General features: G+C 34.4%; 10 protein-coding genes. 2 read left to right on the top strand and 8 right to left on the bottom strand.

What is annotated here, in order from left to right:
- Window positions 1–2: 2 nt before the first annotated feature.
- The 3 genes from IE051_RS15740 to IE051_RS15730 are packed head-to-tail and all read right to left on the bottom strand — an operon-like array spanning window position 3 to window position 4,229.
- Entirely contained in the window at window positions 3–1,460 is a 1,458-nt protein-coding gene (locus IE051_RS15740; RefSeq protein ID WP_189362365.1) for a peptidylprolyl isomerase, read from the bottom strand.
- Complete coding sequence (locus IE051_RS15735) at window positions 1,423–2,274, bottom strand: peptidyl-prolyl cis-trans isomerase (protein ID WP_189362364.1); 852 nt, start codon at window positions 2,272–2,274, stop codon at window positions 1,423–1,425. Before IE051_RS15735 ends, IE051_RS15740 begins: the two co-directional genes overlap by 38 nt.
- A 5-nt stretch (window positions 2,275–2,279) precedes the next feature.
- Complete coding sequence (locus IE051_RS15730) at window positions 2,280–4,229, bottom strand: peptidylprolyl isomerase (protein ID WP_189362363.1); 1,950 nt, start codon at window positions 4,227–4,229, stop codon at window positions 2,280–2,282.
- A 159-nt stretch (window positions 4,230–4,388) separates the two neighbouring features.
- Here IE051_RS15730 and IE051_RS15725 point away from each other — a divergent pair, with 159 nt between their 5' ends.
- Window positions 4,389–4,625 carry a hypothetical protein gene (locus IE051_RS15725; protein WP_189362362.1) on the top strand — a complete coding sequence of 79 codons (237 nt, stop codon included), beginning with the start codon at window positions 4,389–4,391 and terminating at the stop codon, window positions 4,623–4,625.
- A 148-nt stretch (window positions 4,626–4,773) separates the two neighbouring features.
- Here IE051_RS15725 and IE051_RS15720 read toward each other — a convergent pair whose 3' ends face one another.
- The 5 genes from IE051_RS15720 to bshC form a co-directional block, all read right to left on the bottom strand.
- Complete coding sequence (locus tag IE051_RS15720; RefSeq protein WP_189362450.1) at window positions 4,774–5,001, bottom strand: DUF3820 family protein; 228 nt, start codon at window positions 4,999–5,001, stop codon at window positions 4,774–4,776.
- Between the two features lie 230 nt (window positions 5,002–5,231).
- Window positions 5,232–7,163: a LysM peptidoglycan-binding domain-containing protein gene (locus IE051_RS15715; protein ID WP_189362361.1), complete on the bottom strand. Its 1,932-nt coding sequence runs from the start codon at window positions 7,161–7,163 to the stop codon at window positions 5,232–5,234.
- 157 nt (window positions 7,164–7,320) lie between these two features.
- Window positions 7,321–8,856, bottom strand: coding sequence for a glutamine-hydrolyzing GMP synthase (gene guaA / locus IE051_RS15710; protein ID WP_189362360.1), 1,536 nt, complete (start codon window positions 8,854–8,856; stop codon window positions 7,321–7,323).
- Window positions 8,857–8,907: 51 nt separating this feature from the next.
- Window positions 8,908–10,278 (bottom strand): pyridoxal phosphate-dependent decarboxylase family protein, encoded by a 1,371-nt coding sequence (locus IE051_RS15705; protein WP_189362359.1) that lies wholly within the window; start codon window positions 10,276–10,278, stop codon window positions 8,908–8,910.
- Window positions 10,279–10,280: 2 nt separating this feature from the next.
- Window positions 10,281–11,882, bottom strand: a complete 1,602-nt coding sequence (gene bshC, locus IE051_RS15700; RefSeq protein ID WP_189362358.1) for a bacillithiol biosynthesis cysteine-adding enzyme BshC — start codon at window positions 11,880–11,882, stop codon at window positions 10,281–10,283.
- A 269-nt stretch (window positions 11,883–12,151) separates the two neighbouring features.
- On the opposite strand from bshC, the gene IE051_RS15695 reads away from it, so the two are divergent.
- Window positions 12,152–13,792: a PhoX family protein gene (locus tag IE051_RS15695; RefSeq protein WP_189362357.1), complete on the top strand. Its 1,641-nt coding sequence runs from the start codon at window positions 12,152–12,154 to the stop codon at window positions 13,790–13,792.
- Window positions 13,793–13,798: the final 6 nt, after the last annotated feature.

Below are 13,798 nucleotides of genomic sequence, written 5' to 3'. Positions count from 1 at the left end.
GTTTACTTCTTTAACCAATTACCTGTAAAATCACAATCCCTATAGTCGCCACTTATTTTTATATATGTATCAACAATATGCGATTCTTGCCAATCTTCTATCGCTTTAATCTTTTTCTCTTCTAAGGCCAATTGCTTAATTTTTAAATAATCTCGCGCATAATCGGCTGTGTGTTCATCAATTCTATCGGTGACTCTTAGTAACTTAAACTTTACCTTACCGGTTCTATCCTCTTCTCGCAGTACTAAACTGATTTCCCCATCTTTCAAATTTTGTATTTGTGCATACAATTCAGGATCCATCCTGGTCAATTCAAAATTATAATCCTGAGTTGTAGGATTAATTAATTGACCGCCATCATTTCTAGTCTCTTTTTCATCACTAACTTCTTTTGCTGCATCAGAAAAAGAAATAATACTATCTGTAATTTTTTTTCTTACCCCCTCCAGTCTTTCTTTGGCCTCTTTTACGGCTGCGCTAGATACTTTTGGTGATAATAATATATGAGCCACGTCATACTCTTGTCCTCTTATTTTTTCAAGCATTATGATGTGGTATCCAAAGTCACTTTTAAAAGGTTCTGATATCTCTCCTTCCTGCAGAGAAAAAGCCACTTCTCTAAACTCCTTAACCATTTGTGGTTTTTTTCGGTTTAGTGTATACTTTCCTCCTCGACTTGCTGAACCCGGATCTTCAGAATACAAAACAGCTTTAGACCTAAAGCTTGCTCCATTTTCCAAAATATCAGCTTTAAATTGTTTTAAACGGTCTATAACTTTTTGTCTTTCTTCTTCTGATATTTTTGGCTCGGCAACTATTTGTGCTACCTTAAGTTCTGTACCAAAAGTTGGTCGCTCTTCCTCTGGTATTTTTTTAAAAAATGTTCTTACTTCTTCTGGCGTTATTTCTATTTCTTCAACAATTTTTGCTTGCATTCTTTGCGCCAACATGTTTGCCTTATTGATTTCAAACATTTCTTCTCTAAAACTTGCCTCATCCTCCTTATTATATACTGCTAGGAGTTTTTCCATTGAGCCATTAGTTTGTTGTAAAAATTGCTGTATTTGATAATCAACATTTCTCCTAATTTCAGAATCAGGAATTAAGATACTATCTTGAATAGCATGGTGAGCATACAATTTATCTTCAAGTAATTTCCCAAATAATTGACAAGATTCAATTTCATCTGTGTTAACACCTTGTGCTTTAAGCTGAAGAAATGTTTTATCTATATCGGAATCTAAAACAATGTAATCACCTACAACCGCGGCAACTCCATCAACTTTTTTCGCATTTTTTGTTTTTGTAGTATCAACTTTCTTATTAGCTTCTTCAACCTCTGCTGTGTCTTCTATAATTTCTTGAGCATAACCCAGATTTACAAAAAGCAAAACAAAACTTAGACCCAACACTTTAGTTAGGTTAATTATATATCTCAAATTGTTTGTTTTTAATGGCATCTTTAGTGATATCTTTTTCTATTTTCTTTATAAGTTCAAGTTTTCGTTTGTTAATAACTATTTGACGAATAGTTGGTTTAACATACTCTAATGGCGCAGTCTCATTTCTAAAAAGGACATCATTTATTTGCATCAAATATACTCCTAATGAATCTTTGAGTTGTACAAAATTAGATTTTTTTAACAGTTGTTTTTTGTTTTCAGGAGTTACTACTGAAATTTTCTTAATAACGTGACTTAACTTTATCCAAATAGAGTCATTAAAAGAATAGGATTTGAATTGAATGGATATAGAATCTAGAATTTTTTTATCCTCGTTATCAAAACGCTGAAACCGCTCCTTTACATTTTTATAATTGATAATATTTTCATCAACATGGATATATCTAAACTTAAGCAATTCTTCATTTAGTTTAAAAACCTCTTTGTTATTTTCATAATATACTTCTGCCTCTTTTAATGTTAAAGCCGTATCAATACTTCGCTTTACAAGTTCTTCTAAATAGGCTTTAGTATATAAATCCTTCTTGTATTGATCTACTAAATTATTAAAAGCTTGTTGCTTCTGTTCACCTAAATTAAGCGCTGCACCATCAACTAAAAGCTGCTGAGTAGCCCATTTATTGATAAAATTTTGAACGATTAAAGCACTATCTGCCGGCGAAGCATTAAAAGGCACCAAATCCATAATATCGTCTTGATATAAATAGGTTTCATTTACGCGTGCGACAGGTGCTTCATCATCCGATTTTTTTAAATAATCACATGAATAAACCACTAAAACTAACACCAATAAAACAGCTCTACTTTGCACGATATTTATTTAAGTTCTGATTTTACTTTATTAAAAACGGGTTCATTAATTTCAACTTTATATTTGGCTTCCAATTCAATAAGCCATTTTTCTTCTTTATCTGTTTGATAATCACTTATTACAGACCCTTTTGCCTCTTCTAATGTTTTCTGAGAACTCGGGAAAACTTCCTTAATTTGAACTATAACATAAGCTTCGTTATGCTTGTAAATTTTTGAAATTCCCTCTTTAAACACCAAATCCTTTGGAAGTGCTTGGTGTGTAGCATCCATAACATCTGAAGTAAATATGACCTCTACCTTCTCATTACTGTTGATTAAAGATTTGATTTCATCTAGCCCAAGCCCTTTGTCCAACAGCTTTGTAACCTTCTTTAACGTTTTTTGTTTCGATGAAGTTGCCACAACAGCATCAATCGTCTCCGGATTAATATAATCTAATTTATGCGCTTCATAGTAATTTTGAATACCTAAAGAATCTTTATTCGCTGAATTCCAAATTGTATTTTCCATAAGTTCAAACAGTAATAAGCCGTCTCTATATTCAGCTAAGATACTGGCAAATTCCTCATTCTCATATTCCAGATTATCTTCTTGATAAGCAATAAGATGTTTCCCTATAAATGCATCATACTTCTTGGCCAATAACATGTTATAAGGTTCCTTTTCTCTTGAATTACGCATCGTACGAAACAGATAGTCTCCAAAATCTTGAAAAAGCACCTCACTGTTCCCTATTAACAATAATGTCTTATCTCCTGTAAAATCATTAGGTAACTTCCATGAATTATCAAAATAGCCATCATTCAATATAGATTCAAAATAGGTCAGGTCCGGACGAATGTCTGACACATCGTATTTTTTCTTGAGTTCAATAACAAGAGCCTCATCAATTAATTTAGATCTGCTATCTCGCTTTACCTTTTTGACTAACTCTGGTTTCAAGCTCTCAAAGTCTCCAACTGGTTTTTTTTCAAGCAATTTTATAATATGCCATCCAAACTTCGTTTGAAAAGGTTCAGACACATCTCCAACACTGTCTAGACTAAAAGCAGCGTCTTCAAACTCTTTCACACTCACTTGACCGCGGCTTAACAAACCTAATTTACCTCCTTTTGGCGCTGAATTTTTATCATCAGAAAATTGCTTAGCCAAGGCTTCAAAATTCTCCCCTTGCAAAAGTTTTTTATAAATATCTTGAATTCTTACCTCAGGCTTTTCTGCAAGTGTATCCTTTTCATTCTTTACAGTCATAATATGCGCTATATCAACTTGCCCCTCAGATTTGCGTTTATCGATGACATTCAAGATATGATATCCAAATTGTGTTCTAAAAGGCATTGAAATTTCGCCAACCTCAGTATTGTAGGCCACACTTTCAAATTTATAAACCATTTTAAAGCCATTGAAAAACCCTAACTTTTCACCAAAAACAGTTTTTCCATTGTGCACTTCTTCTCTTACCGTTTCAAAACCATCCTTTAAAGCGCGCTCTCTTAATCTTACTATTTTGTTATATGCAACTAAAGTATCTTCAGGGCTTGCCACTGCAGACACCTTCACCAAAATATGATTTGCATTGACTTCATTTAAAGTCCTCTCGTAGGCTTCAGCAACTAAATCATCTGTCACCTGCGGATCTGAAATATAATTTTTTGCTAATTCCTTCTTGTATTCTTCCAATTCTTTTAGATAAGCTTCTTCTTCATTATAGCCCAAACTAACAGCCTCTTTCAACTTCAATTTATAACTTTTAAAAAGCTTTAAATATTCGTCTACATCTTTTTGAGAATCATCTTGAACTAAATCAAGGTTCTTTTTATAAACTCTTATAAATTCTGAAGCATAAACCGGCTCATTTGCCACTGTAAATAATACGTCATCATCATCAGTTTGTCCATTCATAGTTAGCACAAACAAAGTAATAATTAAACTAAAAAAATGTTTTAATTTCATGAATTCTAAAAATTTTGAATAGGTACAAAAATAGAAATATAAACCTATATTGCAAGTTGTTTTACAAACGATTAAAGAAACTAAATATTACGCTATTTTAATAATAATTAATTTTAACTCAACGAACTTAAAATCTTCTAAAATATTAGCCCATCAAACATGCGAAAATTAAAACTTATTTGGGATTTTCATGGACCAAACTCCAGTAAAACTGCTGAACATCATGAGATACATTTGAAAGAGTATATTCAACTTGAAAAATTAGACATTACCATAACTGGGATTCAAAAAATAAGCGATATGCATGCCATTGCGTTTTTAGTGGTTGATGAGCAGGACATGAAACCCATAAGAGATGCCTTAAAACCCCATAGAGGACAAGTTTATACCACTTAATACCGAGAAACACGAAATGTTCTTTTTAGAACTTTGACTTCCCTTAAACAAAAATTGATTTCATCAAAAAGCGCGCATGAATTCATCACCAAGAAGTTTATAAAAGCATTTGGATTTTAAAGCCTACCGATAGGGATTTTCTAATGTGTTATTTTGGGTATTGTCTTTTTATGTTTCTAATTAAGTCCTCCAAGCCATTAAGCTTTAACTCATAAACCTGTTCTAACATTTTTCCAAGTTTTCCTTTCGGAAACCCTTTACTGTGATACCAAACCACATAATATTCTGGCAGATCTATTAGATATCGATCCTTATATTTACCAAAGGGCATTTTAGTATGGGCCAAATCAATTAAAAACTGTTTGTCAGGTTGCATCATAGTTTAGGGATAATCTACTAAAAATCCAGATTCATTATTCTACATGTTTTAATAAGCTCTCTAACCTTTTAATATCTCTTTTTAAATGTAAAAATGAAAATGCTCTCCTCCAAGAACAAGTTGAATAAGCGGTTTACATTAGAATCAATCTATCAAAGCTATACCCAGAAGAACAAGAGGTATAAATCACAGAAAATGTATCCTTGAAAAGCGATGCATTCTCCGACTTATTCCTCTACTTCCACGACATTTAAGCCTTCATATTTTAATAAGTAAACTGAATTATTATAATAGCCCCCAGTTTGCTTTTTCTTATAAGCAAATTTATTCTCAACATATTCAGTAAGTGGTGCGTTATTAACAGACGAATAAATGCCTTGGGAAGATACTAAGCGTAATACCGAATCCATTGTTAAGTCAAAACCTTTTACAGCTCTTTTATTCGGTGTTATATTATAAATACTGGTGAAATTCTTAACAAAAGTATTATGATCCTGTTCACCATATTCTTTAGATGTTGAAGCAAAGTGAAAGTTCAATTTTGCCAGGTGGGTGTTATTGATTTGATCGCCTTGAAATGCCCCATTTATGCGTGTGGTTACTAAAACAATATCAATGGCTTCTTGTTCTAATTCTTTATCCTCCTGACGTATTAAAGAAGCCAAAATACTAGTGACATTAGAAGCAAACCCTTCATTATTGGTTTCAAGAAAAACAATATTTTTACCTGATTTTAGAACACCTTCAATATCATCTTTTGTTACAAAAAACTCATCTTCACCGTCTTTGTTTTTTCTAGATTGCACTTGCCCCACTCTGTTAAATTCTTTTTTAATTTCATTTGAGACCGCTTCATTCTTAGTATCTGAAACAATGAGAATATTACTAACGGAATCCTTCTTTATAAATAACAGCATTTTCTTTTTTAACATGTCGTCTGAGGGCCTAGACTGAAAAACATTACCATAAAGATTTAATTTGGTTCCTATTGGAGATATAACCGGTGTATTGTAGGATCTTAATTCCGAAGCTACTTTTTCAAAACATTTAGTTGTTAGCGGACCTATGACAGCGTCAACATCTTGGAAGCTATGCGCTCTTAATATTTTAGAAACTTCTCCTACTTCACGCTTGGTATCGTAAACATCAACCTTTAATGAAACACCCATCTTTTTTAAGGAGTCAATTGCCACTAGAACTCCGGTATAAAAATCTAAAGATGCGCTTAAGTAAGGATCACCCTTAATGCTTCTTTTTATATCTACAATAGAATCAAAGTCTACACGATTCAACCTAAAAGGCAACATGATTGCAATGTGCTTTGTATTCATATCAGATATGCTATCCACCAAATTCACTTTTACCAACGCCTCGCTAGAGGATCCTGGTAAACTTTCGTTGAATGGTACTTTTAAAATCATTCCTGATTTCAATCCAGTTTCCTCCAAACCTGGATTTAAAGCCTCAATCTCCGCTTGTTCTAAACCCAACTTCAACTTTAACCTATAAAACCCTTCCTTGGGCAACACAGTATAATAACTATATTCATCGTCAACTGTCTTAAGTTCCTCCGCATTAAGGTTAGGCACATTTAAGACTTCACCTTCTTTCAAAACATCTGCAATCTCAGGATTTAACACTTCAAGTTCTTCTATGGTTATCCCATATTTATAGGCAATACGCCACTTACCTTCTTTAGGTTGCACTGTATATTCAGTGGTAGATTTCACTTCTTCAACGACCTCTGTAATTTCAAAAACTGGAATTTGTAATTTATCTCCTTTTTTCAGAGGATTAGAATACAAAAATGTATTGTACTTCTTTATATCCTCTTCGGTAACATCATAAAGCTTTGCCAAACTATAAAGCGTTTGTTTCTTTTTAGTTCTATGCGGTATAAAACCTTTTAAATCTTTTGTAACAGTAACTTTTGGTTTAACGGCCTTAGAAATGGGAATAATTAATACCGTATTAGGCTTTAACCCTTGTTTGGCATCTGGATTATACTCATAAATATCTAATGGTGTCAAGTAATAGCGCTTAGAAATCTCTTCAATAGTCTCTCCTTTTTTTACTTGGTGAGAACTAAAATTTTGAGCTTGTAAAGCATTAAAATTGCATACAAGCATTACGGCCAATATTACTAAAATTCGATTCATATAATGGTTTATCTACTGGATATAAAAATAATACAATGAAATTAATTTATATACGCGTCCTTTTTCTTTTTAGGACAACTGTATCACTAAATAATTATCATATAGTATGCCAAAACACTACTTTCTATACAAAATATAGAGGGTACTTCTTATAGGTTTATTCCCATTCAATAGTCGCTGGTGGTTTAGAGCTAATATCATAAACTACTCTATTAACGCCCTTTACTTTATTTATTATATCATTTGATACTTTTTGTAGAAACTCATATGGTAAGTTAACCCAATCTGCGGTCATACCATCGGTACTTTCAACAGCTCTAAGTGCCACACATTTCTCATAGGTACGCTCATCACCCATAACGCCAACACTGTTTACAGGAAGTAGCATGGCGCCTGCCTGCCAAACTCTATCATACAAGCCAGACTCTTTAAGTCCGTTTATAAAAATAGCATCAACTTCTTGGAGCATTCTAACCTTTTCCGCTGTAATATCACCCAAAATACGAATCCCTAATCCTGGCCCTGGAAATGGGTGACGCCCTAATAATTCCGGATCAATACCTAACGTGGCACCAACTCGTCTTACCTCATCTTTAAAAATAGCTCTTAATGGCTCTACAATTTTCAGTTTCATGAAATCCGGCAAGCCTCCAACATTATGATGACTTTTTATGGTCGCTGAAGGTCCTCCAGTTGCAGATACACTTTCAATTACATCTGGATATATGGTACCTTGAGCAAGCCATTTTACATCTTCTAATTTATGCGCTTCATCATCAAAAACTTCTATAAAAGCATTTCCAATGGCTTTTCGTTTCTTCTCTGGATCTTCTATTCCAGCTAAAGCGTCTAAAAACCTACCTGAAGCATCCACGCCTTTAACGTTTAATCCCATTCCTTCATATTGGTTTAAAACACTTTCAAACTCATTTTTACGAAGTAAACCATTGTTAACAAAAATACAGTACAAATTTCTACCTATGGCTTTGTTTAATAAAACTGCTGCTACCGTAGAATCAACGCCTCCTGATAAACCTAGAACCACTTTATCAGTCCCCACCTTTTCTTTAATGGCCTCAACTGTTTCTTCTACAAAAGAATCCGGTGTCCAATCTTGATGAATACCTGCAATACTTACCAAAAAGTTTTCTAATAATTGTTTCCCATCTGTTGAATGATAAACTTCTGGGTGAAATTGAATGGCATACGTTTCTTCACCATTTATCCTATAGGCCGCGTTTTCAACGTCATGCGTGCTCGCTATTAAGACACCATGCTCTGGCAACTTCTTAATGGTATCACTATGACTCATCCAAACTTGGCTTCCTGTATGAATATGGGCAAAAAACGGCTCATTGCCTTTTATAAAAGATAAATTAGCACGACCATACTCTCTAGTGTTAGATGGGGCTACTTCCCCACCTGAAAAATGAGCCAAATATTGCGCACCGTAACACACGGCTAGCACAGGCTTAACACCCCTAATACCTTTTAAATCTGGGTGTAAAGCATCTTCTCCTCTTACCGAGTTTGGGCTTCCTGAGAGAATTACAGCCTTGTAATCTTCTAAGTGGGTTGGAATTTTGTTAAATGGATGTATTTCGGAGTAAATGTTGAGTTCTCTAACTCTACGGGCAATAAGCTGTGTGTATTGCGATCCGAAGTCTAAAATTAATACCTTGTCATGTTGCATGCGCAAAAATAACAATTGATTTTTTATTGACGAATTAGGAATCCATTTTTTTTACTCCATAGATTTTAAAATAGCATTAATATCATCTTCGGTCGTATCTGGGTTGATAAAACAAAACCGTGATACTGTTTCAAATGTGTTTCCAGTCCTCCATTTTGTTGGAGCCACTAATGCAAAACCTTTTTTATGATTCTTATATGTCCAATGTGTATAATCTTCTGGCTCCCAACCTATTCTTCTATACAACACACATGAGAGACTAGGTTCTCTAACTAACTCAACAATAGGATTTTCTTCTATCAATCGTCCTGCTATCTGTGCTAATTCTAAACCACGCTCGATGGCTTCCTTATATTTATCTGTACCATTTGCTGCTAGTGAAAACCAAAGTGGCAATCCTCTAACTCTTCGGGTTAACTGAATTTGGTAATCGGTTGGATTGAATCCGTGAGCACCTTCATCCTTAAAAATATCTAAATAGGATCCTTCTTGTGAATGGGCTTTTTTAGCCAATTCAGGATTCCTATAAATAACAGCACCACAATCATATGGTGAAAACATCCATTTATGTGGATCAATGGTTATACTATCTGCTTTTTCAATACCTTTAAATAAATGCCTCACAGAATTGGCAGCAAGGGCTCCTCCCCCATATGCTGCATCAACATGAAACCATAAATTTTCCTGTGTACAAATAGTCCCGATGGTGTTCAAATCATCAATAATTCCTGCATTGGTAGTTCCTCCTGTTGCTACAACAGCAAATAAACGCTTGCGCTCATGATCTGTTAATCCTTCTATCGTTTGTTTCAATTCTGCCCCATGCAGTACATCTTCCGTATCTACTAATAATACATCAACATCAATAACTTTCGCCATAGCTTTTATTGAAGAATGAGCACCAATAGAGGTTATTATTAATCCCTTTTCACGCTTGAAAATATCATTTTCTCTCCAATGCTCCCTAGCCGTAACCATAGCTGAAAGGTTTGCAGCCGTTCCGCCACTGGTAAATACTCCAAAAGCACCTTTTGGTAATCCTGTTAAAGAAACAATCCACTGCATGGCCTCATTTTCACAGAATATACCACCTGCACCTTCCATCCAATACGCGCCATGAATACTTGAAGCTGATGTTACCAAATCAAACATAACTGCTGCTCTTGTTGGTGCTGCAGGAACAAAGGCTAAATTTCTAGGATGATCAACAGGCACGTTGGTTTTTGACAAATATTTCTTCCATAAATCAAAAGCATATTCCCCTCCAACACCCTTATCTGTTATGGTTTCTCCCACCAGTGCCTTCAACTCTTCGGCCTTTTTAGGCTTGCCAATTTTTATTTTTGATGATGATATTCTATCAATGGCGTATTTCATGACATCTAATGTCATTTCCACCAAATCCATATCTATTTTATGCATATTTATAAAACTAAAATGATAAACTCTCCTTTTAACGGTTCTAAATGATCAATGAGATCAGGGATCAGTTGATTTCCATATTCCAAATAAAATTCAGAAAAATTGGCATTTCTTTCTTGTAGACTTTGGCCTGGAAATAACTCTGTTTGAAGCTCAGTCATACGCATCACTTGATCAGACAACTTTCTTTTTTGAGCTTTTAGCAATCGTTTTTCAAGAACATCAAGTCCTTTTAATTGTTTTTTCTCCTGCGCCTTTACAGCTCCTAGAAATGATTTATCAGTTTGTACTGCCAATTCATTTAGCTTTTCAAATTGCGCTTTTAAAACTGATTTTTGAGAAGAAAAATCAATTTCAATATTTGATATCTCCCGCACTTTTTTATTAATAAAGTTGTGTCTTTTTAGGAAAACATCTTCTATACTTACATCTAGATTTCCTAGCTTTTTATACTGGCTTTCTGACTCAATTAGAACCGAATTACGCAACAATAATATAGGAAATGGAACTTCTACCTTATTGAAAAACGACTTTAGCTGAAACCAATAAGCTAATTCACCGCCACCTCCAATATAACACAAATTAGGCAAAATTACTTCTTGATATAACGGGCGCATAATCACGTTTGGTGAAAACCGTTCGGGATGTTCTTGCAATTCTGTTTTAATCTCGCTCTTATTCCATAGGACTTCTGTATTCAGCGCTTTGTACACGCCATCTTCAAAAACAATACGTTCACGTATTCCATTTACCAAATAGAACAAATTGATTTCTCGTGGATTAACTTGAATTTTATATTGTTCTGCTAACTCTTCAATACTTCTATTAGTATTTAAAACTTGATTGTATGCTACATTATCAAATAATTCAGTTTCCATATAGGGAATAAACTCCCTTTTTAAATCTATATTATTGGCATCTATAATAACTAGTCCATAATCTTTAAACAGCTCATTCGCTAAAAACCGCGTAGCATCCGCCAAATTATCATTCCCTAAATATGCCTTTTTAAATAATTCTTTTAAAATCTCTGCATTTTTAGTCTGACCTAATTCATCACCAAACACCTCAAAAACATCCTTTAGTCCTTCGGTTGACAAAGCACCTACTGCTCCAGTAGCATTTCTATTCCACTGTACCTTCTTCCCTTTAAAATTAAAATAGTTTATTTCTTCAAAATCGTGATCTTCTGTAGCCATCCAATAGACTGGTACAAAGTTGTATTCCGGGTATTCGCCTTTTAATTCTTTCGACAAATTTATGGCTGAAATTATTTTATAAAGAAAGTATAAAGGACCAGTAAATAAATTAAGTTGATGTCCAGTGGTAATAGTAAAAGTATTTTCCTCCTTCAAGCTTTCAATATTTGACCGCGTTAAATCTGAAGTATCTGTAGATGCATATTGTGCCTCTAAAACTGACACTAAAACGCCTCTCGATGATGAATTGAATGTTTTTTTCTTTTCTTCAACTTGGATCTTAAAATTTTCTAATTCTGGGAAATTATTATAAAGCGGGGATAATTCTGGTTTCTTTTTTAAATAATCACAAATCAGCGGTGAAAAATAACCCGTTTTTTCAAAAGGAATGTGGCTTATATTCATATTTCTTTTTTAAAATCATGTAAATATACAGCTATTCTATTTTTAGAAATCCAAAAAATAAGTTAAGAGTTTTACAACGCAAATAACAGAATAATAATACCGAGATAATATAGAGTACTATATCGAGTACTCCACTTAATTATAGGGTAACCTTATTAACTTTTATCTAACCCTAAATTAATAGAATCACATTAATGACTTAACAAAGTTCAAGGTTCCTGGTTATAGTTTTGAACAAATAATAACCAAAACAATATTCTATTTAGATTATGAAAAATTTACTTAAAACTTTATTACTAATTTCAGTAATAACAAGTGGAACAACTTTTATTAGTTGTGAAGACGGAAAAGACGGTATCAACGGAATTAATGGAACTAACGGCAAGGATGGTGTTGATGGTGAAGACGGAGTTGATGGTGAAGACTTAACAGTTAAGGAAATGAAACCGCTAACAAGTTCTATAACTCCTAACACTTTGTTTGAACTGAAAGGTGCCTTTACGGGTTCTGCAGACTTAACTATGATTATGTCTTCTGCAGATATTTTACCTACAGATTCTACCTTTGTTTATGGATCTTATATGGATGGTGCGGCACTCTACCCTTACAATGATGGTAGTGGCACATATGCTTTTATTAACAATTTAGAAAGAGATTATTCTATAGCAAGAATTCGTTTAAATTCTGAATTACAACCATTAGAAGGTAGCTATATTGTAAACGCAACGGCAACGGCTTTCACTGCACAGTGTTCTGGTTCTTCTATAACGGTAGAAGAACATGGTTTTGGCCCCTTATACCTTTCTGGTGGAGAATGGGGCGGAAATGCTAAGGGCGTTTATAAAGTAAACCCTTTCCGTTCTACATACGACAGAGTTGAAGTTGATAGACTTCCTGCTTTAGGGGAATGGTCTACAGAAAATGCAGTGGTAATAGGTAAAAACGCATTCCCAGGAAAAACTGTTGTTTTTATGGGTGATGATGATAGTAACAACGCGTACCCAGAAGCTCATTTCGCAATGTATGCCGGAGGTTTAGGAGATTTAAACAGTGGTGATCTTTATGTTTTAAAAGGTATGAATCCTATTGAGTCGGCTCCAGGTGCGGGTGGTCAATTATTTGAAATGGGGATGGCAGAGGGTGTCGCATATGAAGCAGAATGGGTAAAAGTTAATGAACGTACTATTGCTGAATTAAATCAAGAAGCTATTGATGCACTAGCCATAGGTTTCCAGAGAATTGAAGACATTGACTGGCAAAAAGGTTCTGAAGAAAATAATAGAACCGTTTTCTTTAATGCCACTGGAAGATATAGATCTGACAATCCCGATTTAGCGAATAGAGGCACCACTTTTGGTAGAGTATACAAAGTAGAATTACCTGAAGATATGCTAGATACTGCATCTGCCAACTATTTAAAAGCAACAATAACTTGTGTAATTGATGGAGATAAAGAAGGAGGTATTGGTGATGGAATGCACTCTCCAGATAATATCTTAGTTACCGAAAATTATGCCTACATTCAAGAGGACCCAAATGGGTATGCTGATCAAAACCCTCAAATTCAAGGCTATGCTAAACTTTGGCAATACGATATAGCAAACAAATCATTTACAGAAGTAATGGAGTGTGCGCAAGTAGCTGCTTCTAACATGGATATTGGCAACGTTGATAGTATGTGGGAAATCACGGGTTTAATTGATGTTACTGACGTTATTGGCGCCACTGAGTCTACTTTTATTGGAGGTGCGCAAGTACATGGCTGGAGACCTGAGAACAACCCTGAGACTGCAAGAAGAGCTGATGGACACTTATTTAGTGATCCAACGGCAGTAGATTATTCTCAAGATGGCACAGGTGGTGGTTACGAAGGCTCAGTGCTATTTAAAATCACAGGTCTTCCAAGATAACTACAA

Source organism: Algibacter mikhailovii (assembly GCF_014651495.1).
In the GTDB taxonomy this organism is placed as follows: Bacteria; Bacteroidota; Bacteroidia; order Flavobacteriales; family Flavobacteriaceae; genus Algibacter_E; species Algibacter_E mikhailovii.
Note: the sequence above shows the minus strand (reverse complement) of the source record. Positions and strands in the feature narration are given on the sequence as shown.